At 65.7% G+C, this 22,261-nt stretch carries 20 protein-coding genes; 6 read left to right on the forward strand and 14 right to left on the reverse strand.

The annotated features are described in order from the left end of the window. Positions 1-7 precede the first annotated feature (7 nt). The 10 genes from ACLBKS_RS07600 to ACLBKS_RS07645 all read right to left on the reverse strand — a co-directional run bounded on the left by ACLBKS_RS07600 (position 8) and on the right by ACLBKS_RS07645 (position 12,415). Complete coding sequence (locus ACLBKS_RS07600; protein ID WP_410192188.1) at positions 8-1,666, reverse strand: Na/Pi cotransporter family protein; 1,659 nt, start codon at positions 1,664-1,666, stop codon at positions 8-10. A gap of 286 nt (positions 1,667-1,952) precedes the next feature. Beyond that, positions 1,953-2,792, reverse strand: coding sequence for a phosphodiesterase (locus ACLBKS_RS07605; RefSeq protein WP_410192189.1), 840 nt, complete (start codon positions 2,790-2,792; stop codon positions 1,953-1,955). Positions 2,793-2,817: 25 nt separating this feature from the next. After that, the gene (locus ACLBKS_RS07610) at positions 2,818-3,900 is read right to left on the reverse strand and encodes an ABC transporter ATP-binding protein (RefSeq protein WP_410192190.1); all 1,083 of its coding nucleotides are present in this window, start codon (positions 3,898-3,900) and stop codon (positions 2,818-2,820) included. Next, complete coding sequence (locus tag ACLBKS_RS07615; protein ID WP_410192191.1) at positions 3,890-4,687, reverse strand: ABC transporter permease; 798 nt, start codon at positions 4,685-4,687, stop codon at positions 3,890-3,892. Before ACLBKS_RS07615 ends, ACLBKS_RS07610 begins: the two co-directional genes overlap by 11 nt. Positions 4,688-4,699: 12 nt before the next feature. Then, a complete protein-coding gene (locus tag ACLBKS_RS07620; protein ID WP_410192363.1) occupies positions 4,700-5,524 on the reverse strand; it encodes an ABC transporter permease in 825 nt (274 codons plus the stop codon). A gap of 27 nt (positions 5,525-5,551) precedes the next feature. After that, positions 5,552-6,565: an ABC transporter substrate-binding protein gene (locus tag ACLBKS_RS07625; protein WP_410192192.1), complete on the reverse strand. Its 1,014-nt coding sequence runs from the start codon at positions 6,563-6,565 to the stop codon at positions 5,552-5,554. Between the two features lie 63 nt (positions 6,566-6,628). After that, positions 6,629-7,630: a LacI family DNA-binding transcriptional regulator gene (locus ACLBKS_RS07630; RefSeq protein WP_410192193.1), complete on the reverse strand. Its 1,002-nt coding sequence runs from the start codon at positions 7,628-7,630 to the stop codon at positions 6,629-6,631. A gap of 140 nt (positions 7,631-7,770) precedes the next feature. Continuing rightward, positions 7,771-8,259 (reverse strand): signal peptidase II, encoded by a 489-nt coding sequence (lspA, locus tag ACLBKS_RS07635; protein ID WP_410192194.1) that lies wholly within the window; start codon positions 8,257-8,259, stop codon positions 7,771-7,773. A gap of 33 nt (positions 8,260-8,292) precedes the next feature. Further along, positions 8,293-11,166 (reverse strand): isoleucine--tRNA ligase, encoded by a 2,874-nt coding sequence (gene ileS / locus ACLBKS_RS07640; RefSeq protein WP_410192195.1) that lies wholly within the window; start codon positions 11,164-11,166, stop codon positions 8,293-8,295. 139 nt (positions 11,167-11,305) lie between these two features. Beyond that, the gene (locus tag ACLBKS_RS07645) at positions 11,306-12,415 is read right to left on the reverse strand and encodes a bifunctional riboflavin kinase/FAD synthetase (protein WP_410192196.1); all 1,110 of its coding nucleotides are present in this window, start codon (positions 12,413-12,415) and stop codon (positions 11,306-11,308) included. 173 nt (positions 12,416-12,588) lie between these two features. Here ACLBKS_RS07645 and ACLBKS_RS07650 point away from each other — a divergent pair, with 173 nt between their 5' ends. The 4 genes from ACLBKS_RS07650 to ACLBKS_RS07665 all read left to right on the forward strand — a co-directional run bounded on the left by ACLBKS_RS07650 (position 12,589) and on the right by ACLBKS_RS07665 (position 16,207). Then, entirely contained in the window at positions 12,589-13,146 is a 558-nt protein-coding gene (locus ACLBKS_RS07650) for an HNH endonuclease (RefSeq protein ID WP_410192364.1), read from the forward strand. A gap of 178 nt (positions 13,147-13,324) precedes the next feature. Then, the gene (locus ACLBKS_RS07655) at positions 13,325-14,311 is read left to right on the forward strand and encodes a TRAP transporter substrate-binding protein (RefSeq protein ID WP_410192197.1); all 987 of its coding nucleotides are present in this window, start codon (positions 13,325-13,327) and stop codon (positions 14,309-14,311) included. A 54-nt stretch (positions 14,312-14,365) separates the two neighbouring features. Further along, positions 14,366-14,881 (forward strand): TRAP transporter small permease, encoded by a 516-nt coding sequence (locus ACLBKS_RS07660; RefSeq protein WP_410192198.1) that lies wholly within the window; start codon positions 14,366-14,368, stop codon positions 14,879-14,881. Between the two features lie 42 nt (positions 14,882-14,923). Next, positions 14,924-16,207: a TRAP transporter large permease gene (locus ACLBKS_RS07665; RefSeq protein WP_410192199.1), complete on the forward strand. Its 1,284-nt coding sequence runs from the start codon at positions 14,924-14,926 to the stop codon at positions 16,205-16,207. Positions 16,208-16,250: 43 nt separating this feature from the next. Here the strand turns inward: ACLBKS_RS07665 and ACLBKS_RS07670 are convergent, their stop codons facing one another. From ACLBKS_RS07670 to ACLBKS_RS07680, 3 genes are all read right to left on the reverse strand, one after another. Next, positions 16,251-16,952, reverse strand: a complete 702-nt coding sequence (locus ACLBKS_RS07670) for a VOC family protein (RefSeq protein WP_410192200.1) — start codon at positions 16,950-16,952, stop codon at positions 16,251-16,253. Positions 16,953-16,961: 9 nt separating this feature from the next. Further along, positions 16,962-18,077 (reverse strand): acyl-CoA dehydrogenase family protein, encoded by a 1,116-nt coding sequence (locus tag ACLBKS_RS07675; RefSeq protein ID WP_410192201.1) that lies wholly within the window; start codon positions 18,075-18,077, stop codon positions 16,962-16,964. Between the two features lie 96 nt (positions 18,078-18,173). Next, positions 18,174-19,367 carry an acyl-CoA dehydrogenase family protein gene (locus tag ACLBKS_RS07680; protein ID WP_410192202.1) on the reverse strand — a complete coding sequence of 398 codons (1,194 nt, stop codon included), beginning with the start codon at positions 19,365-19,367 and terminating at the stop codon, positions 18,174-18,176. Between the two features lie 141 nt (positions 19,368-19,508). On the opposite strand from ACLBKS_RS07680, the gene purN reads away from it, so the two are divergent. Then, on the forward strand, positions 19,509-20,090 hold the full coding sequence (purN, locus tag ACLBKS_RS07685; RefSeq protein WP_410192203.1) for a phosphoribosylglycinamide formyltransferase: 582 nt from the start codon (positions 19,509-19,511) through the stop codon (positions 20,088-20,090). Positions 20,091-20,114: 24 nt separating this feature from the next. Next, complete coding sequence (locus tag ACLBKS_RS07690; protein WP_410192204.1) at positions 20,115-21,356, forward strand: MFS transporter; 1,242 nt, start codon at positions 20,115-20,117, stop codon at positions 21,354-21,356. A gap of 76 nt (positions 21,357-21,432) precedes the next feature. On the opposite strand, the gene xopAW is transcribed toward ACLBKS_RS07690, so the two are convergent. Next, positions 21,433-22,251 (reverse strand): XopAW family type III secretion system calcium-binding effector, encoded by an 819-nt coding sequence (xopAW, locus tag ACLBKS_RS07695; RefSeq protein ID WP_410192205.1) that lies wholly within the window; start codon positions 22,249-22,251, stop codon positions 21,433-21,435. Positions 22,252-22,261: the final 10 nt, after the last annotated feature.

The following is a 22,261-nucleotide window of genomic DNA, read 5'->3' on the forward strand; positions in this document are numbered from 1 at the left end:
GGCGGGGTCAATTCTTTTGCGAGGGGGCTTCGGGCGGCATGCGCAGCCGCGTGGGGGCGAGCGCCCCGGCCGAATCCAAGATCGGGTAGGCGATGGAGCAGATGTGCGAGTTGATGCGCTTGAGATCGCTGATCAAGTCCAGGTGCAGCGAACTGGTTTCCATGCTCTGCACGGTCTGCCCGCTCAGGCGTTCAAGATGGCTGGTGGCGTAGGCGCGCTCCAGATCGCGAAAGCGCATCTTTTCCTCGATCAGGCGCTGCGCGTCGCGCACATTGCCGTTGAGGAACACGCTCATGCCCAGGTTCATGTTGGCGATCAGGCGGCCGTGCATCTCGCAGATCTCGGCCATGCCGGCTTCGGAGAAGGCCCGTCCTTTGCGGATCTTCTTGTCTTCGATGTCGAGCAGGATGCGCTCCACGATGTCGCCGATCTGCTCCATGTTGATGGTGAAGCTGATGATGTCGGTCCAGCGGCGGCTGTCGGCCTCATTCAACTGCTGGCGCGAGAGCTTGGTCAGGTAGTACTTGATGGACGAATAGAGGCTGTCCACCGTGTCGTCCATCTTGCGAAGTTCCTCGGCCAGCTTGAGGTCGTTGTCCTTGATGACCGCGAGCACGCCGCGCAGCATGGTCTCCACCACGTCAGCCTGGTGGATCGCCTCGCGCGCCGCGCAGGAAATCGCGAGCGAAGGCGTCGCCAGCGCGGACGGGTCGAGGTGCTGGGGGCGCTCCAGCGCGGAGGCCTTGTTGCGTGGCAGCAGGCGTTCGACCCAGCGCGCGACGGGGTGGGTCAGCCCCACGAAGATCAGCGCCGTTGCGATGTTGAAGCTCAGATGGAACAGCACGGTAAGCAGGGCCGGGTCTTGCACATGCAATTGCGCGCCACCTAGCCAATACGGCACCAGGGGAATGGCCACCAGCACGCCCAAGCCCTTGAAGATCAGGTTGCCCAGCGGCACCTGGCGCGTGCTGGGGCTGGCGCGCAGGGTGGTCAGCACCGCCAGCAGGCCGCTGCCCAGGTTGGCGCCCAGCACCAGGCCCAGCGCCACGTCCACCGTGATGACCTGCAGTGCCAGGGTTGCGACCAGCAGCACGACCGCCAGACTGGAATAGGCCAGCACGGTCAGCGTCGCACCAATCACGATTTCCAGCAGCCGGTCGCTCGCGAGCTGGCCGAGTATGAGTTGCACGGCCGGATTGCGGGTCAGCGTCGTCGTGGCCTCGCCCACCAGTTGCAGGGCCAGCAGCATCAGGCCCAGGCCGATCAGCACACGGCCCACGTCACCCATGGTCGTGCCCTGGCGCGCGATGAAGAGCGTGACGCCCAGGAAGATGAACAGCGGCGACAGCCAGGACAGATCAAATGAGAAGACCACCGCCATCAGGCTGGTACCCATGTCCGCGCCCAGCATCACGGCCAGCGCGGCGGGCAGGGCGATCAGGCCCTGGCCGACGAAGGCCGAGGTGATCAGCGCGGTGGCGGTGCTGGACTGCACGACCGCCGTGACGCCCAGGCCCGAAAGCATGGCCGTGAAACGGTTGCCCATGCTGGCGGCCAGGAAGTGCCGCAGATTGCTCCCGAAGACGCGCAGCACGTTGGTGCGCACGAGGTGGGTGCCCCAGACCAGCAGCGCGATGGCTGCGAGCAGATTCAGCAAATGCTTCATGAAATACCGTGCTTGTAGTTATTTTTGAAAACGCGTGCGTCGCGTGTCCCTTCCGATGCAAGCAGTGCGGCGGGCGTTGGTAAGTACAAGAGGTTCCGTGCTCGATGGGAGCCCGCGAGGGGCGTGACCTGATTACGCCGCTTCCTGATGGCCGCGCATGAAAAAAGGCGCCGCCCAAGCATGATGTGCAAGCATACTCCTGATTTTGAGTCCAACTGCCACGCCCCTATGGTGGGAGGAGGTGTGTTGGAGAGGCATGGCTGAGGCGCCAGGGCTCTCGGTCTGGTCAATCGATCAATTGACCACCATCATGGAAGGGGAATGGCCCAGGATGGCGGCCGCTGGCCGCGATGTGACTCACCAAGCGTCCGCCTCTCGGCAAAGCGTGCAGGGCAAAGCCGGGCGGCTCCAGCATCCAGGCCGACGCGGCGTCCGGTGCCAGGTCCAGCCGCACTTGATGCGCGGGCGAAGGGACGGTGGCCGCGATGGTGCCGCCAAAACGTACCTGGATCGTGCGGTGCAGGTGGCCGCAGATCACCCGTTCCACGTTCGGGTGGCGCGCCACGATGGCCTCCAGCGCCTCGGCGCCCTCGCGCAGGCCGATGTCGTCCATATGGCCGATCAGCGTGCGGAACGGCGGGTGGTGCAGGGCGATGACCACCGGGCGCGACGTGTGGCGCGCCAGTTCTGTTTCTAGCCACTGCAGGCGCGCGGAACACAGGCGGCCTTCGCTGGCGCCGGGCACCACGGTGTCCAGCACGATCAGCTGCAGGTCGCCCACGGGCACGCTGTATTGGATGAAGTCATGGTTGCCTCCCTTGCCCAGGTAGGGATGATCGGGGAAGCTCGTGCGCATCTGCTCGCGGCTGTCGTGGTTGCCCGGCAGCAAGTACACGGGCATGGGCAGCGGGGCCAGCAGGGCGCGCAGGTGCTCATACTCGACCGCGCGGCCGAAGTCGGTCAGGTCACCCGTCACCACCACCGCATCGGGCGCCTGGGGCAGGCGGGCGATGCTGGCCACGGCCTCGGCTAGGTAGGGTGCGGTGTCGATGCGGCCATAGGCCAGGCGGCCGGGCTCCCGGATATGGGTGTCGGAGAGTTGCAGCAGCAAGGTGGTCGTGGTCACAGAGGGCGTTCCGTCGCTTCGTCGTTCATTCAGTCAGTCCAGTCGCATCCAGGCAGGGCATCAGGCGCTCGGGCGCTATGCGCACGGCCACGGTGTCGCCCGCGCGCGCGGGGTGGTCACGTGCCACATCGGCGCACAGCGGAGCTTGGTCAGCCAGGGCCAGGGTGAGTTGCACCCGGTCGCCCAGGAAGCTGCGGCGCGTGACCTGGGCCTGACCCCAACCAGGCGCGGGGCTTGCCGTGCGAGCGGGCCCCACCTCGATGTCTTCGGGCCGCACCAGCACGGCGGCTTGGCCCTGCAGGGCCGGTGGACAGGGCAGGGACCAGCCACCCAGGGGCAGCGCGGTGTGCGGGCCCGCTTCGCCGCGTTGCAGCCGGTTGACCCGGCCGAGGAACTGCGCGACAAAGGGGTGGGCGGGTGTGCGGTACAGCGTCTCGCCGTCGCCTACCTGCACCACCTGGCCTGCGTGCATCACGGCCAGACGGTCGGCCAGGGCCAGGGCTTCCTGCTGGTCGTGCGTGACGTGGATGGCGGTGATGTGCAGGCGTCGCAGCAGCTCGGCCAGTTCGTCGCGCAGGGATTCCTTGAGCTTTGCGTCCAGCGCGGTCAGCGGTTCGTCCAGCAGCAGCACGCGCGGGCGCACGGCCACCGCGCGCGCCAAGGCCACGCGCTGGCGCTGGCCGCCCGAAAGCTCGGCCGGGCGTTTCTTTTCCAGACCGTTCAGGCGCACCAGATCCACCAGCTCGCCCACGGCGCGGCGGCGCTCGTCCTCGGCCACGCCGCGGATCTTGAGGCCGTAGCCGATGTTGGCTTCCACGCTCATCTGCGGAAACAGCGCGTAGTGCTGGAACACCATGCCCACGCCGCGCTGCTCGATGGGGATGTGGGTCACGTCCGTGGCGCCAAAGGTGATGCGGCTGCCCGCGTCCGGCGCCTCCAGCCCGGCCACCAGGCGCAGCAGCGTGGTCTTGCCGCAGCCCGAGGGACCTAGCAGCGCCAGCACTTCGCCGGGCTCCACGGTCAGGTTGGTGGGCCGCAGGCCGCGCGTGCCGTCGGCATAGGTTTTGGCGCAGTGGGCAATGTCCACGAGCGTGCGTTCAAGTTGCATGGTGTTTTTCAATCAGGGTGGCCAGGGCTTGCAGTCCCCACAGCACCGGCAGGATGACGGCCAGGAAAATCAGCGTGTAGGCCGAGCCGATCTCGATGCGCATCGACGCATAGCTGTCGGCCAGTCCGACAGGCAAGGTGCGGGTGAGCGGGGTGTGCAACATCCAGGTCAGGTTGAATTCGCCCGCCGAAAGCGTGAACACCATCAGGCTGCCCGCCACGATGGCTGGCAGCACCGCGGGCACCAGCACGCCCAGAAAGCGCTGTGCGAAACTGGCGCCGAGGGAGCGCGCCGCTTCTTCCAGCGCGCGCAACTCCTGGCGCTGAAAGGCCGCGCCCACGGTGCGCACCATGAAGGGCAGGGTGAACACCATGTGCCCGACCAGGATGAAGGCGAAGCTCCGGCGAAAGCCCGAAAGCTGGCCGTAGGCCAGGATCAGCGCCAGTGCGCTGGCCAGGCCCGGTACGGCCACGGGCAAGGTGAGCAATTCTTCGAACAGCCGCGCCGCGCGCGAGCGGCTGCGCGCGAGGGCGTAAGCGCAGGGCACGCCCAGCACCAGGTTGCCCAGCACGCACAGCAGCGCAAGGCCCAGCGACCAGCCCACGGTGTCGCCGTACAGTTCCCACACCTCCATCAGCCAGCGTGTGGTGAAGCCGCTGGCCAGCCCCGTGCTGTAGTTGTTGACCAGCCCCGCCGCCACCGACAGCGCGATGGGGGCGAGCATGAACATCGCCACCAGCGCCGTGAAGGCCAGCAGTGGCAGGGAGGCTTGTTGTGCAGTGCGCATGGGTGACGCGTCTCAGGCACCAGCTGCCGCAACCGGCCCCGCCATGCGGCGGGACAACCACAGCACCAGCCAGGTGAGCAGCCCCAGTGCAAAGGACAGACTGGCAGCGAGTGCAAAGTTGGCGTAGTTGGTGAACTCGTTGTAGATGGTGATGGGAAGCACCTCAAATTTGGCCGACAGCGTGAACGCCGTGCCGAATGCGCCCATGGCCGTGGCGAACACGATGGCGCCGCACGACAGCGTGGTGGGGGCCAGCTCCGGCAGCCACACGTCGCGCACCACGCGCCAGCGCGGCGCGCCCAGAGAGCGGGCGGCTTCCTCCAGCGCCGTGTCCATCGCGCCGGCCGCGGCCGTGTAGCTCGCTATGGCGCGCGGCAGTGAAAAGTACAGGTAGGCCAGGAACAAGCCCGTGAGACCGTACGCAAACGTGACGCGTCCCAGGCCCAGGGCTTCCGTCCACTGCGCGACCAGGCCCTGGCGTCCGCCCAGTAGGATCATGAAGAAACCGATGATCACACCGGGGAACGACAGAGGCAGCGTGAGCAGTGACAGCAGCAGCCGCCTCCCTGCGAAGCGCTGGCGCGCCAGTGTGATGCCCACGGCCGCGCCCAGCACCAGCGTGGTCAGCGTCACCGCCAGCGACAGTCCCAGCGTCTGCAGCAGGCTTTTCAGGTATCGCGCGTGGGTGAGCACCACGACGTAGGTTTCCCAGCCCTGGCTGGCGGGCAGTGCCACCAATTGGACTATCGGCAGCAGCCAGAACGCGGCGAAGAAGGCCGCCGCAGGCGCGGCACAGGCCAGCAGCGGTGGGCGAGAGGGGGCAAAACCTGGGTGCATACGGGCTACGGGGCGCGCCAAGCTGGCTTACTGCGCTTCTTTCAGGTAGCGATCCGAGAAGGCTTTTTGCACTGCAGCCATCTTGCCGTAGTCCACCGTCTTGGCGCGTGCGTATTCACTGGCGGGTAGGAAGCGGGCTTGCACTTCCTTGGGCATGGCGCTGGCGCGCACGGGGCGCAGGTAGGCGTTGGCCCAGAGGGCCTGGCCTTCGTCAGAAAGCACAAAGTCCAACACCTTCTTGCCGTTGTCCGCGTGCGGCGCGTTGGCGACCAGACTCATCACATAGGGCACCACCACCGTGCCTTCGGCGGGGATGACGAACTGCACGTTGGCTTTGTCCTTGTACTTGGCGCGGTAGGCGTTGAAGTCGTAGTCCAGCAAGATGGCGATCTCACCCGACAGCACACGCGCGTACGAGGTCTGCTTGGGCACGATGGGCTCGTTCTTCTGAAGGGCCTTGAAGTAGTCGATGCCGGGGCCGAAGTTGTCCAGCGTGCCACCACGCGCCTGGTTGGCCGCCACCGCCCCCACATAGCCGACGAAGGCCGAGGCCGGGTCCAGGTAACCGATCAGGCCTTTGTAGTCGGGTTTGAGCAGGTCCGCCCAAGACTGCGGCACGGGCTTGCCCTTGAGCGCGTCCACATTGACCATGAAGCCCAGCGTGCCGGAGTGGATGGTGAACCAGTGGCCAGCGGGGTCCTTCAGGCCATCGGGAATCTCGGCCCAGCCGGCGGGCTTGTAAGCGGCCACCACACCTTCTTTTTGCGCCTGGATGGCAAAGGTCACGCCCAGATAGGTCACGTCCGCCACGGGGCTGGCTTTTTCGGCCACCAATTGGGCCAGCGACTGGCCGGAGTTCTTGTTGTCCGGCGGCACGGTGATGCCTGTCTTGGCCTTGATGGCCTTGATCTGGCTGCCCCAGTCGGCCCATTCGGGCGGGCAGTTGTAGCAGATGGCGTTTTGCGCCATGGCCGCTGCGCTCGCAGCCAGGCCCCAGGCCAGCAGCGTGGTGCGGGCAAGGCGGTGCAGGGTGGATGTCATCGGAGGCTCCTTGGGGTTCAGGTGAAGGGAGGAAGGCACGAGGAAGAAAAACGAAGACACGTGTCAAAGGGAAGCGGGGGGCGCGCAGGATTCGCCAGCGCGGAATGCGTGTGCGAGGGTCAGGCCCATCTCCGGTCCCAGCGGACTGGCGCTGGCCACGGCCTGGGCCAGCAGCTCCACGCAATGGCGGCCGATGTCGGCATTGGGTTGCACCACCGTGCTGAGCTGGGGCGTGAGGTCCTGCCCGAGAGCGATGCCGTCAAAGCCCACCACGCTCAGGTCGCGTGGCACGCAAAGACCCGCCAGATGCGCGGCGCGGATGCTGCGGATGGCCAGCAGGTCGTTGGAACACACCAGGGCCGTGGGGCGTTCGGGTTTGCCCAGGGCCACGCCCAGCACCTCCGGCGCAGCCGCCACAAAGGGCAGCTGCAGCACGGCTTGCGCCGGCAGGCCCAAACGCTCCATCCCCTGGGCATATCCCCGGCAGCGCTGTTGTGCCCGGTCGGACGCTTGCAGCAGTCCGCTCACCATGGTGATACGCCGGTGCCCCAGGCCTGCAAGCCGGGCCACGGCCTCGGCCACGGCCTGCTCGCTGTCTACCGAAACGCAGGGGTGGTCGGGGTGCTGGTTGTAGGCCAGCACGTAGGGCAGGCCGACCTCGGCCAAGCGCTGGAGCGCGGTGGAGGTGGCGGGGTTGGACACCACCAAGATCATTCCGTCCACATTGCCCGCCAGCAGCAGGTTCACGGCCCGGTCTTCCTGTTCCACGCGGTAGTCGGTGGTGAAGGGCAGGATGGCATAGCCCCCCGCTACCGCAGCCTGCGCAATGCCATCCAGGCATTCCGCAAACACGGGATTGGTCAGCGTGGGCAGCACCACGCCCAGCACCCGGCTGCGCTGCGTGCGCAAGGTGCGCGCGCTGGCGTTGGGTTGGTAGCCCAGGGCTCGGGCCACCTGCTGCACATGGTCCCGCGTCGCGGGGGCCACCTTGGCCGGCAGGTTGAACACACGCGAGACGGTGGCGACGGAGACGCCAGCCTGACTGGCTACTTCCAGGATGCTCATATCAACGAGTTCATGTAAACGATTACATTGCATCCGCTGCCAGTGACAAGGGCATGACAAGGAAGCGCGAGTGCCAAAAAAAAGCCCGCACGAGGCGGGCTGTTGCAGCGGGCAGGAGTTGATCAGAGCGATCAGTGCATTCAGCGGGTCCGCCGCACCCGGCGCAGTTCGTCGATCAACAAAAAGACCACACCCAGCGTCAAAGCGGAGTCAGCGAGGTTGAAGGCCGGGAAATGCCAGCGTCCGATGTGGAAATCGATCATGTCCACCACATAGCCGTGGATCAGCCGGTCCAGCACATTGCCCAGCGCACCACCCATCAATAATGCGAGTGCGAAGCAGAACAGGCGCTGGCCCGCGTGGCTGAGCAGCAGGTAGACCATGAACAGCACGGCCACCACGCCCAGGCCGATGAAGAACCAGCGCTGCCAGCCATCCGCGTTGGCCAGGAAGGAAAACGCCGCGCCGCGGTTGTGCACGCGCACGATGTTCAACCAGTCGGTCACGTACGTGGCCTGGCCGTAGTTGTAGTTCATCAGGATCAGCAGCTTGGTGAACTGATCGAGCAGCAGGGTCAGGGCGGCGACGCCGAGCCACTGCAGCAGGCCTTGGCTTCCACGGGAGGACATGGGGAGTTTCGCGTTGAGGTTGAGTTGAGGGGATCAGGCAAACAAGCGCTTTTCACCTGAGCCAAAGAGGTTGCTGGTGCAACGGCCGCAGAGCGTGGGGTGGGCAGGGTCGTGGCCCACGTCGTCGCGGTAATGCCAGCAGCGTTCGCATTTGGTGGCTGAGCTGGGCGCAACCTGTACGGCAAATTCAGCACCGGATTGCAGTGTCACCGCAGAGCTGATGAAGACGAACTTCAGGTCATCGCCCAGGCTGGCCAGCAGCGCATGGTCGGCGGTGTTCGCGTTGAGCGCGACTTCCGCTTGCAATGAGGCACCCACCTTGCCGTCAGCGCGCAGTGCTTCGATCTCCTTATTCACCACATCGCGGATCTCGCGCAGACGTTGCCACTTGCCTAGCAGCGCCACGTCCGGCGCGGGGAAGCTGCTGAAAGTCTCGAAGAAGATGGAGTCATGGCCGGTCTGCGGCTCGCCAACGATCTTCCATGCCTCTTCCGCCGTGAAGGACAAGAAAGGCGCCATCCAGCGCAGCATGGCGTGGGTGATCTGGTGCAGCGCGGTCTGAGCGCTGCGCCGGGCCAGGCTCTTGGGGGCCGTGGTGTAGAGCCGGTCCTTGAGCACGTCCAGGTAGAAGCCCCCCAGGTCTTCCGAGCAATACAGCTGCAGCTTGGCCACCACCGGGTGGAACTCGTACTTGTTGAAGTGCTCGAGGATCTCCGCCTGCAGCTCGGCCGCGCGCGCCAGGGCGTAACGGTCAATCTCCAGCAACTGCTCGGCGGGCACCGCATCTTTCGCTGGGTCGAAGTCGCTGATGTTGGCCATCAGAAAGCGCAGGGTGTTGCGGATGCGGCGGTAGCCGTCCACCACGCGGGCCAGGATCTTGTCGTCGCCCGCGATGTCGCCCGAGTAGTCAGACGCCGCGACCCACAGGCGGATGATTTCCGCGCCGAGCTTCTTGCTCATCTCCATCGGGTCGATGCCGTTGCCCAGCGACTTGCTCATCTTGCGCCCTTGCGCGTCGACGGTGAAACCATGGGTCAGCAGGCCCTTGTAGGGCGCGCGGCCATAGATGGCGCAGGCCAGCAGCAGGGAGCTGTGGAACCAGCCGCGGTGCTGGTCGTGGCCTTCGAGGTAGAGGTCGGCTTCTGGCCCGGTTTCATGGAAACCCGGCGCGTGCGTGCCGCGCAGCACATGCCAGAAGGTCGAGCCCGAGTCGAACCAGACTTCGAGGATGTCGCTGCTCTTGTCGTAATTCGCCGCGTCGGCGGCGCCCAGAATGTCTTGGGTCGTCACGCGGCTCCAGGCCTCGATGCCGCCCTGTTCGACGATGGCCGCGGCCTGGTCCAGTATCTCCATCGTGCGCGGGTGCAGTTCGCCCGTGGCCTTGTGCAAGAAGAAGGGAATGGGCACGCCCCAGCTGCGCTGGCGCGAGATGCACCAGTCAGGCCGGTTGGCGATCATGTCGTGCAGGCGCGCCTTGCCGTTGGCAGGGTAGAAGCTGGTCTGCTCGATGGCGTCCAGTGCGAGCTGGCGCAGGGTCTTGGCCGGTTTGTCGCCGGGCTTGGTGAAGACACCTTCGCCCTCGTCCATGCGGATGAACCACTGCGCGGCGGCGCGGTAGATCACCGGCGTCTTGTGCCGCCAGCAATGCGGATAGCTGTGGGTGATGGTCGTCGTGTGCAGCAGCCGGCCCGCGTTCTTCAGCGTCTCGATGATCACAGGCACGGCCTTCCAGATGTGCTGGCCGCCGAACAGCGGCAAGTCGGTCGCGTAGACGCCATTGCCCTGCACTGGGTTGAGGATGTCCTCGTACTTCATGCCATGCGACACGCAGGAGTTGAAGTCATCCAGGCCATAAGCGGGCGCCGAGTGCACGATACCCGTGCCGTCAGTGGCGGTGGCGTACTCGGCCAAGTACACCGGTGCCACGCGCCGGTAGCCGGCGTCCACGTCGTGCAGGGGATGCTCGAATTCCAGCGCCGCCAGCTTTGCGCCTGGCACCACGGCCAACACCTGACCTTGCAGGCCCCAGCGCGTCATGCACGACGCCACCAGGGACTCGGCCACGATGTAGAGGCCGCGCTCCGTGTCCACCAGGGCGTAGGGCAGCTCCGGGTTCAGGTTGAGCGCTTGGTTCGCGGGGATGGTCCAGGCCGTCGTGGTCCAGATGACGATGTAAGCGTCCTTGGCCAGGGCGGGCAGGCCAAAGGCTGCGGCCAGCCTGGCCGGGTCGTGCGCCTTGAACGCCACGTCGATGGTCTGGCTCTGCTTGTCGGCGTATTCGATTTCGAACTCGGCCAGCGAAGAGCCGCAGTCAAAGCACCAATAGACGGGTTTGAGGCCGCGGTAGACGAAGCCGCGCTCGATCACGCGCTTGAAGGCCCGGATTTCGCCAGCTTCGTTGGCGAAGTTCATGGTCTTGTAGGGCTGGTCCCACTCGCCCAGCACGCCCAGGCGCTTGAAGTCGGCCATCTGTTGCGCGATCTGCTCGGTCGCGAAGGCGCGGCTCTTGGCCTGCATGTCGTCGCGCGACAGGTTGCGGCCGAATTTCTTCTCGATGGCGTTTTCGATCGGCAGGCCGTGGCAGTCCCAGCCCGGCGTGTACAGCGCGTCATAGCCTTCAAGCTGTCGCGCCTTGGTGATCATGTCCTTGAGGATCTTGTTGACCGCGTGGCCCATGTGCAGCTGCCCATTGGCGTAGGGCGGTCCGTCGTGCAGGATGAATTTGGGTTTGCCCGCGCGGGCCACGCGCAGGCGCTTGTACAGACCCGCGTCGCCATCCTTGGCGTTCCACTCTTCTACCCACGCGGGTTCGCGCTTGGGCAGATCGCCGCGCATCGGAAAGGGTGTGTCGGGCAGATTGAGGGTACTGCGGAGGTCGGGCGCGTTCGGCGTGTTGGATTCAGACATGGCTTGCTTGTGGTTGTGCTTTGACAGGCTCAGCCCGAACAGGTGAGGGTTCGCGCGAAACTGGAGACCGCTTGCCCTGAGCTTGTCGAAGAGTGCCTGCGCGGTTGGCAGGCACGAGCCGGCGGCCGGTGGCTAGGCCTCAAATTCGGTCGCGCGTGGTCTGGCGACGCGTCTGGGTGTGGGTGGCGAACCAGGCACGGGCGTGCTCGCAGTCCTGGGCGATGCCCACTTGCAGGGCTTCCAGGCTGTCGTACTTCAGTTCGTCGTGCAGTTTGTGCAGCAATTCCACGCGGATGATTTTACCGTAGCCCCCCTCCAGGCCCAGTTCGGCGGGCCAGTCGAAGACATGGGTTTCCAGCAGCACCCGACCGCCGTTCACATCTCCTGGGTCCAGGGAGGGCCGGACCCCCAGATTGGCCACTCCCTCCAGGGGGGCTTCGCTCAGCCCATGCACCCGGACGGCGTAGATGCCGCTCGCGGCGGGTTTCCAATGAGCGAAGCGCAGGTTGAGTGTGCGAAAGCCTTGGCCGCCACCCGGTGAACCTGACCCCAGGTGCTTGCCCAGTTCGCGCCCCAGCTTACGGCCGTGCAGCACGTGGCCGCTGATGTGGTACGGGCGGCCCAGCAGCTTGGCCGCGTCGTCCATGCGGCCTTCGGCCAGGGCGGCACGTACCAGGGAACTGGAGACGCGCTGGCCCGCGCCCGTGGAACCCGGGCCGGGCACATGCACTTCGTAGCTGTTCATGCGCGCGACGTCAAAGCCCTGGGCTTGTCCGGCCGCATCGAGCAGGGTGTAGTCGCCTGCGCGCCGAGCACCGAAGCGGAAGTCGTCGCCCACCAGCAGGTAGCGGGTGTTGAGGCCGCGCAGCAGCACCTCGTCAATGAAGGCCTGGGGTGAGAGGCTGGACAGGCGCGCATCGAAAGGCAGCACCACGACTTGGTCGATCCCCGCACGTCGCAGGTCGGCCAGCTTGTCGCGCAAGGTGGAGATCCGCGCGGGCGCCAACTCAGGCTTGCGCGCTTGCGCGGCGAAATAGTCGCGTGGATGCGGCTCGAAGGTCAGCACGCAACTGCGCAAGCCTCGCTGCTCGGCTTCGCTGCGCAGCAAGGCCAGCATGGCTTGATGTCCCCGGTGCACACCATCGAAGTTGCCGATGGTGACGGCGGTGCCGATGGCGTGGCTGCCCGATCCGTCAGGTGTCGGTACGCTGGACAGACCTGGGTGGTGGAAACCGCGAAAGATTTTCAAGACGGGGAGGGTCGATGGACCGCGGCGGGTTGATACGGTTTTGATAGCGGCGCGGCGTGCACTGGCGGGCCGTCAAAGGGCCCTATCGCGCCACGTTCACGAATTGGGGGTATATTGTCGCATCGCCCGACATTCCCGTTTGCTGGCTTGGTTTGACCATCAGGAGGCACGTGTTGAAGGTATTGAAGCTCTCGGCCCAGGGACTGCCCCAGTCCTGGATTTCGCTGGAAGAAGCGGTGCTGCACTATGCCGCCGACGAGGTGCGCTGGGAGGCAGGCGGGGAGGTCGCTGTGTTCCACGGGGGGCATAACGCCATCACGGGCCTGCAGTCCGTGGTCACCGTCAACAGCATCATCGGCACCAAGGGCGTGCCCAACATCAACCCTTTTGACCTGCGCCCGAGCCTGACCAATGCCAAGCTCTTCGCGCGCGACCGCAATGTCTGTGCTTATTGCGGCCAGCACTTCCACGAAGAAGAATTGACGCGCGAGCACATCATCCCCTTCGCTCAGAACGGCATCGACACCTGGATGAACGTGGTCACGGCGTGCCGCGCCTGCAACCACCGCAAGAGCAGCCGCACGCCCGAGCAGGCTGGCATGCCTCTGCTGTACACACCCTATGTGCCCAGCTTGTGGGAAGACTTCATCCTGCGCAATCGGCGCATCCTGGCGGACCAGATGGAGTTCTTGATGGCCCACGTGCCTAAGTCCTCCCGACTGCTGGCCTGAAAGCCCACCCGCCGCAGCTTGCCCCAGCGCTTCGGGGCCTGCCCCTACAATCCGGCCCTCGCGTGACGCGAAGGCCGTTTTTTTGTGTCCACGCATGAGCCGAGGCGCAAGACCGGCCGGCTTGGAACGGCCCGCCGAAGACCCAATCAAAAGAACCCCGCAACGAGGAGACTCCCAGATGTTTGCACGCCGCACTTTCAACTCCGCAGCCGCGGCCTTGGCCTTGCTGGCCTGCACTGCCCCGGTACAGGCTCAGACCGCCAAGCCGGTCAAGATGGCTTATGCCTTGGCACTCAACTCCCATTACGGCGCGGGTGCCCAAGCCTGGGCGGCCCATGTGGAAAAAGCGACGAACAATGCCTTCAAGGTCCAGCAGTTCCCCTCCAGCGCGCTGGGTGGTGAGCGCGAGCTGATCGAGGGCCTGCAGCTGGGCACCATCGAAGCCATCCTGGTCTCCACCGGCGCGCTCAGCAACTTCGTGCCCGAGGTCGGCGTGGTGGACGTCCCTTTCCTGTTCCGCGACACGGCGCACGCGCGCAAGGTGTTTGACGGCCCCATCGGCCAGGGCCTGCTGGACAAATTCAAGCAACGTGGCCTGATGGCCCTGGCTTGGGGCGAGCAGGGCTTTCGCCACTTGAGCAACAACAAGCTGGCGGTCAACACGCCTGCTGACCTCAAGGGCTTGAAGATCCGCACCATGGAGAACCCGGTGCACCTGCTGGCTTTCCGCACCCTGGGCGCGGCGCCCACGCCCATGGCCTGGCCCGAGGTGATTGGCGCGCTGCAACAGGGCGTGATCGACGGCCAAGAGAATCCGCTGTCGGTTTTCGTCTCGGCCAAGCTGTGGCAGGTACAGAAAAACCTGACGCTGACCGGCCATGTCTACGCACCGGTGGCCTTGATCGTCTCGCCGGCATTCTTCAACGGGTTGACGGACGCGCAGAAGACCGCGTTCATCGAAGGCGCCAAGATCGGCGCCAAGGCCTCGCGTGATTTCGTCGACGATGTCGAGGCCAAGGGCGTGGCGGAAATCAAGTCGCATGGCGTCAACGTCGTGACCCAGGTGAACAAGGCGCCGTTCCAGGCCGCGCTGACGCCGGCCTACCAACAGTACGCGGCCAAATTCGGCCAGCAGACGCTGGACCAGATCGTCGCCGTGAAGTAAAGCCGCCACGCGGCTCGATTCAGGACTCCTCCTCGCCCGATCGCGGACCACCGAATGTTGGACAAGCTCGAACGCGCCCTGGTCGCTGTCAACCGCGGCCTGCTGATCGTCTTGCTGCTGGTCATGGCCTGCATCGTTTTCGCCAACGTGGTGTTGCGCTACACCACCGGTGACGCGATTTACTGGGCCGAGGAGGTGGCGCGGCACCTGATGGTCTGGATCACCTTTCTGGGCGCGGGCCTGGTGCTGCGCTTTGGTGGGCATGTGGCCATCGACAACCTGCACCAGGCGGTCGGCCCGCGTTGGGCTCGGTGGCTGCGTGCCTGCGTGCTGGCTGGCCTGGGCCTGTCCTTTCTGTTCATGGCCTACCACGCTTCGCTCTACGTTTGGGCCACGCGTTTCCAGACCACGGCAGCCACCGACATTCCCTTCGCCTGGATCTACTCGGCGATGCCGCTGGGTTTCGCCTTGCTCTTCCTGCACCTGCTCTTCATCGCGCGGGTTTATGTGCTGGAAGGCCACCACGCGGCGTCGACCGAGATGGACGCCGAGGCGGCCGCGTCCATCTGATCCGACGCCTGCGCTTCGTCACGCCGATTCCCGCGCTTTGCCATGACCCTGACCCTCTTCATCGCTGTCGTCGCGCTGCTGGCCCTGGGTTTCCCGGTGGCCTTCGCGCTCATCCTGTCAGCGGCCCTGGCAGTGGCCGTCGGCGGGCGTTACCCGCAGCTCGTGGTGTTCAAGGAAATGTTCACGGGCATTGACAGCTTTCCGCTGATGGCCGTGCCTTTTTTCATCTTCGCGGCCGAGTTGATGTCCGGCGGTGCACTCACGGCCGTGTTGCTGCGCTTCGCGGCCCAATTCGTCGGTCATTTGCGCGGCGGTTTGGGTTATGCCAACGTGATGTCGCTCACGCTGTTCTCGGGCATCTCCGGCTCGGCGCTGGCGGACGCAGCCGGCCCGGGTTCCATGATGGTCAAGATGATGGACAAGGCGGGCTACGCCCGGGCCTACGCGGCGGCGCTGACCTCGGCCACGGCCATTGTTGGCCCCATCATTCCGCCGTCCATCATCATGATCATCTACGCCATGCAGGACGAGCAGGTTTCGGTGGGCGGCTTGTTCATGGCGGGGTTTGTGCCGGGCTTGTTGATCGCCCTGGCCATGGCCTGCGTTAACTGGCGCATCAGCAAGGCGCGTGACTACCGTTCCAGCGAACCCCGTCCCTCGGCGCGCGAGATGCTGCTGACCAGCGTCAAGGCGCTGCCCGCTTTGCTGCTGATCGTGCTGATCCTGGTCGGCATCCGCTTCGGCGTCTTCACGCCGACCGAGGCCTCGGTGGTGGCCGTGTTCTACGCCTTGGTCTGTGGCAAATGGATCTACCGCACGCTGGCCTGGACGGCGTTGCCCGCCATCGCCGCGCGCTCCGCCATGCTGACGGCCTCGGTGCTGTTGGTGATGGCGGCTTCGGCGGCGTTCTCCTGGGTGCTGACGGTGGAAGGCGTGCCACAGGCCTTGTCGCAGACCATCATCGATTGGCAGCTTTCACCCTGGATGTTCCTGCTCGCTGTCAACGTGCTCTTGCTGCTGTTTGGCATCTTCATGGAGCCCTTGCCGGGTGTGATGATCCTGGTGCCCATCCTCGCGCCCATCGCCGCCGCGCTGGGTATTGATCCCACGCATTTCGCCATGGTGGTCATCGTCAACCTGACCCTGGGCATGATCACGCCGCCGGTCGGTAGCCTGCTCTTCGTGACCTCGGTCGCGACCCGGGTGCCCATGAACGCGCTGCTGCGCGAACTGCCGCCCTTTCTCTGGGCGCACCTCGTGGTCTTGCTGCTGCTGACCTTCGTGCCGGCCTTGTCGACCTGGCTGCCCCACACACTGGGTTTCTGAGCGCGCCGGGTCGCTCCGACCCGTGGGCAACAGGCCCTCGGGCTTAGGTGCCCAAGGATTCCAGCCTGACCGTGCCGCGCGGCGTTTGCAGCACGGCGACCAGGTTGGGTCGGCCCTCTTCCACTGTGAGCGCGCTCAGGCCCATGGCCTGGCAGGCGGCGCGCAGCGCCCCGGCCTCGGGATGGGTCGCATGCAGCGCGCGCAGCCGCAGCCCGCGTTCGGGTAGAGACCCGGATGGATGCGTGTCGCCCCACTGGATCAGCGTGGGCAAGGCGCCATTGAACAGGCGCCGCCCATCCTCGCGCACCGTGATCTGCCACTCCAGCAAGCCCTGCGCCGTCTGGCGCGAGGCGCGGAGCAGCGGGCCGCGGTCTATCCCTTGCGCGGACAGAGCTGCACAGGCCTGCGCAGCGTCCTCGCATTGCGCGACGACGTGGACCAAGCGGGGCGCCTCGCGCAAGGCCGACTGCAGGGCAGGGTCGTCCAGGTCGAACCAACGACGTCGGCCTGGCGCCGGGGCCTGTGGGTTGATGGCGATGATTTCCAGGTAGGCGAGCGGATGCGTGCCGTCCTTCAAGGCCAGTAGCCGGTTGTGCGTGCCCATGAGCACGTGCTCGCCGCCCGGGCCGGGTTCGACGCCTAACACAGTGCTGCACCAGGCCACGCCCTGGGCCAAGGTGTGGGCCGCGATCACCAAATGATCAACGCGAGCGGGGGCCATGCCCTGTGCCATGCCAGACGCCATGGTCGGATCTCAGGCGAACACGCCCGCCGTGTCTTGCATGCGCGCGCTGACCTCGCCGAGGGCATGCAGGGTGTCGCCGTAGCTCAGCTCCAGTTGCGTGAGCTTCTTGAAGTAGTGGCTGACGATGTATTCCTCGGTCACGCCGATGCCGCCATGCAACTGCACCGCCTGCTGGCCGATGAAACGCATGCTCTGGCCCAGCTGCACCTTGGCACGGGCCATCGCCCTTCGCCGCTCCTCGGCCGGTGCGTTGAGCTTGAGGCTGGCGTAGTAACTCATGGAGCGCGCCAACTCCAGCTGCATCTTCATGTCGGCCACGCGATGACGCAGGGCCTGGAAGGTGGCGAGCGTCACGCCGAACTGCTTGCGCGTGTTCATGTAGTCCACTGTGACGGCCACGGTCTGGTCCATCACGCCCACCGCCTCGGCGCAGAGCGCGGCGAGGCCGATGTCCACCGCATGTTCCAGCGCGACCAGGCCTTCGGCCGTGACAAGTTGCGCGGGGGCCGTCTTGAAGCTCACCTCCGCCGCGCGCGATCCGTCCACCGTGCCATAGCCTTGTGCCGTGACCCCGTTGGCAATACGTTCGACCAGGAAGAGGGCGATCTTGCCCTGCACCTGGGCGGGTACGAGGTAGGCATCCGCTTGGTCACCCACCGGCACGAGGCTCTTGAGGCCGCTGACTTCCCAGTGGCCTCCGGTTTTCGTCGCCGTGGTCTCGCAGACCTCCAGTCGGTAACGGGCCTTGCGTTCCCCATGCGCCAGCACCACGATGCGTTCGCCGGAGGCAACGCCGGGCAACCAGCCTTGCTTGACGTCGGCCGGTGCGTACCCTGCCAGGATGCCGCCCGCGATCAGCGACTGCGCCAGCGGCTCCAGCACGATGCCGCGTCCCAGTTCTTCCATCACCACCATGCCCTCGATGGGGCCCATGCCCAGACCACCGTCGTCTTCGGGGATGTAGAGGCCGGTCAGGCCGAGTTCAGCCAGCTCGCCCCAAGCTTCGCCGGAAAAGCCGCCTTCCTTGACGATGTTGCGGCGGCGCTCGAAACCGTAGGCACGGCCCACCCACTTGCGCACGGCGTCGCGCAGCTGTTCCTGGTCGTCTGAAAAATCAAAGTCCATTTCTAACTCCTAACGTAGCTCTTGCTGGAGCCCCCTCTTGGCGGGGGCGCGGGGGAGCAGTCCTGTCGCGCAAGGCGCGGACGGTTCTACGGCGCGTCAGCCGAGAACCGTCTGCGCGACGATGTTGCGCTGCACTTCGTTGCTGCCACCGTAGATGGTGGTCTTGCGGGTGTTGAGGTAGGTCGCGGCCAGCGGGGCATTGGCCACTTCGCCGCCCGGATAGCCACCAGGGAAGTCACCTTGCCAACCTGCTTCCATCGCTTCCTGGATGAAAGGCAGGCTGAAGGGGCCGGCGGCCAGCATCATCAGCTCGGTGTAACGCTGCTGGATCTCGCTGCCCTTGATCTTGAGCAGGCCGGCGATGTCCAGCGAGTTCTTGCCGCTTTTCTCGGCCGACAGCACGCGCAGCACCAGCATCTCCAGCGCCACCACGTCCACTTCCAGCAGGGCGATCTTGTCGCGGAAGCGCGCATCGTCGTAAACGCCTTCGCGCTTGGCGATGGCCTTGACCCGCTCCAGCTCGCGCTTGGCGCGGTTCACGTCTGCGATGTTGGTGCGCTCGTGGCTGAGCAGGTGCTTGGCGTAGGTCCAGCCCTTGTTTTCCTCGCCGATCAGGTTCTCGGCGGGCACTTCCACGTTGTCAAAGAAGACCTCGTTCACTTCGTGTCCGCCGTCCAGCATGATGATGGGCCGCACGGTCACGCCCTGGCTCTTCATGTCGATCAGCAGGAAGGAGATGCCGGTCTGCGGCTTGCCCTCCGTGCTGGTACGCACCAGGCAGAAGATCCAGTCGCCGTATTGGCCGAGCGTGGTCCAGGTCTTCTGGCCATTCACGATGTACTTGTTGCCTTGCCGCTCGGCGCGCGTCTTGAGCGAGGCCAGGTCCGAGCCCGAACCCGGCTCGCTGTAGCCCTGACTCCACCAGACCTCGCCGCTGGCGATGCCCGGTAGAAAGCGCCGTTGCTGCTCGGGCGAGCCGAAGGCCATGATGACGGGCGCGACCATCACCGGTCCGAAGGGAATGATCCGCGGCGCGCCCGCCAGCGCGCATTCTTCCTCGAAGAGATGCTTTTGCACTGCTGTCCAACCCGGGCCGCCGAACTCCTTGGGCCAGCCGTAGCCCAGCCAGCCTTTTTGGCCCAGGGTGCGGGCCCAGCGCTGATGGTCGTCGCGGCTCAGGAGCAGGGCGTTGCGTACCTTGTGCGCGATGTCCTGCGGCAGGTTCGCGCGCACCCAGGCGCGGATCTCGTCGCGAAAGCGTTGTTCCTCGGGGGTGAAGGCCAAGTCCATGGGCTGTCTCCTGATGGTTTTTCTTGGGGCGGCGGGCGGACCACGTCTGGGGGACGCGGCCCGCATGCCAAGTTCGTGCCGTGGTTTTAGCACGACCGTTCGTTTCGGTCTGTCCACGCTGCGACAAGGATAATCCCGGACATGAGAAACATCGTGATCCTGATTTCAGGGGGCGGTTCGAACATGGCCGCCATCGTCCGGGCCGCTGCCCGCGAGGACTGGAAGACGCGCTTCAACGCCCGGGTGTCCGCCGTGATCAGCAACAAGGCCGACGCCAAGGGATTGGTCTTCGCGCAGGACGAGGGCCTCGCCACCGCCGTGCTTGACCACAAGGCCTACGCCAGCCGGGAGGCTTTCGATGCCGCGCTGATGCAAGCCATCGATGCCCACGCGCCCGCGCTCGTGGTGCTGGCGGGGTTCATGCGCATCCTCACGCCCGGCTTCGTGGACCATTACGCGGGTCGTCTGCTCAACATCCACCCCTCGCTGCTGCCCGCCTTTGCGGGCTTGCACACGCATCGCCGCGCCATCGAAGCCGGTTGCAAATTCGCCGGGGCCACGGTGCACCAGGTGACGGCGGAACTGGACCACGGTCCCATCCTGGCCCAGGCCGTGGTGCCCGTGCTGCCGGAGGACGACGAAGACGCGCTGGCCGCGCGCGTGCTCACGCAAGAGCACCTGATCTACCCGTGTGCGATCGCGGAGTTCCTGAGCCATTCCTGAAACTCACGCCGTAAGCCCAGCACCATGAGTACCGCCAGCATTTCCGTCGCGCCCGTGCCCTTGCGCCAAGACGCCAGCCTGATTGGTCTGATCGGCGTGGCCCACTTGATCAGTCACTTCAGCCAGCTCCTGCTGCCACCCTTGTTTCCCTGGCTGCGCACCGAGTTCAGCGTCAGCTATGCGGAGCTGGGTTTTCTGATGTCGGTGTTTTTTGTCGTGTCTTGCGTGGCGCAGACGCTGTCGGGATTTTTCGTGGACCGCTTCGGTCCGCGCCCCGTGCTCTACGCTGGTCTGGGCTTATTGGCTCTCGCGGCGTTTGGCTACGCTTCCAGCACGAGTTATGCAATGTTGCTGGTCTGCGTGGTGATGGGTGGGCTGGGCAACGGTGTCTTTCACCCCGTCGACTACACCCTGATCAATCGCAAGGTGAGCGGCCCGCGTCTGGGCCATGCCTACAGCGTGCATGGCATCAGCGGCAATCTGGGCTGGGCCGGGGCCTCGGCCCTGGTGGTGCCGTTGGCGATGCTGCATTCCTGGCGCGTGGCCCTGGCGGCCGCTGGCTGCGTGGTGCTGGGCGTGCTGCTCCTCTGCGTCTGGCAAGGTCGGCGGCTGGCCGCGCCGCCGCCTCTCGTGTCAGCGCGCGCGCAGGTCACGCAGGCCGACCGGGCGGAAGGCGCGCTGGACTTCCTGCGCATCCCGGCGGTCTGGATGTGCTTTGCATTTTTCTTCATCTTCGCCACGGCGCTCAGCGTGGTGCAGGCTTACGCACCCGAAGCGGCGCGCCAACTGCACGCCATGCCCTTGGCCTGGGTGGCGATTTGCCTGACCGCGTACATGGTGCCCAGCGCCTGCGGCATGGTGGTGGGCGGCTTCCTGGCCACGGACGCCGTGCGCAGCGAGCGCCTGGTGGGCGCGGGTTTTGGCGTGGCGGCGGGCATTTCGCTGGTGCTGGGCCTGGCGCCCCTGCCCGCGGCGGCGGTGCCGGTGCTGTTCGCTGGCATGGGGCTGGCGGCGGGTTTCGCGGGGCCCGCGCGTGACCTGCTGATCAAGCGCTCAACGCCGGAGCACGCCAGTGGCCGGGTCTATGGGGTGGTGTATGCCGGGCTGGACATCGGGCAGGCGGTGTCGCCCCTGGTTTTTGGTTGGCTGATGGACCACCAGGACTGGCGCGCCGTGTTCGTCGGGCTCGCTCTGGTGCAACTGACCTTGGTTGTGACGGCCTTGCGCGTGCGGCACACGCGGCGCACCCTGCTGGCAGCGCGCTGAGACTCTGTATCGGCGATGGCGGTCAGACGGCCGCCGCAAGTAGCCGTTGCGGCGGCAAGTCCTTCGTTCAAGGCGTTCAGGCCGTGGCGTTCACCGTGGTGCCCTGGCTGCTGAACGTGGCGCTCAGTTGGGCATAGGCTTGTTGCACCAACAGGGTCAGGCGTTGCGTGCTGGACTCCGAACCCTGGCCGCTTTGGGCGGCCTGTTGCTCTTCGTTCAGCTGTTCCAGAAAGCTCTGGGCTTCTTCGTCGCTGACCTGATGGTCGCCATTGCTGTCCAGCGCATCGAGCAGCGCTTGCAAGGCATCGGTCGTGCTGTCGGAGCTGTCGCTGGCATCCGCGCTCGGCGGCGGCGGTGGCATGCCGCCGGGCGGCTGGGGTCGGCCAGCTTCGAACTCGGTCTGGCTCAGGCTGCCATCCCCATCGGTGTCCAACTCGGCGAAGCGCTCGGTAGCGTCTTCCTCGATGCCCATTTTTTCGTACAGCGCTTGCAGTTCGTCGCTGCTGACCTTGCCGTCACCATCCGTGTCGATCTTGCCGAACAGGTCATCGACGCCTTCCGCGCCGCGCGACTGGGCGAAGTCCATCGTCGACGGGGGCGGCAGCAGGCTGCGCATGCCCTCCTCAAGTTCCGCCTGGCTCAGGCTGCCGTCGCCATCGCTGTCCATCTTGCCCAGCAGTTCGCCAGCGCTGGCGTCGAAGCTCGTGCCGGTTTTTTCAGAGATGTCGTCCAGCATGGTCTGCAGTTCGGTCTCGTCCACGCTGCCGTTGCCGTCGGTGTCGACCTTGGCGAACATTTCGGCGGGGTCCTTGCCAGCGGGCGGCCGGTTGCCGCGCATGGCGATCATGGAAGACCAGGCGCTGCTCGCGCCGCTGATTCCACTGATGCTACTCATGGTGATTCCT

This window comes from Hylemonella sp. W303a, assembly GCF_046452315.1.
Lineage (GTDB): Bacteria > Pseudomonadota > Gammaproteobacteria > Burkholderiales > Burkholderiaceae_C > Hylemonella.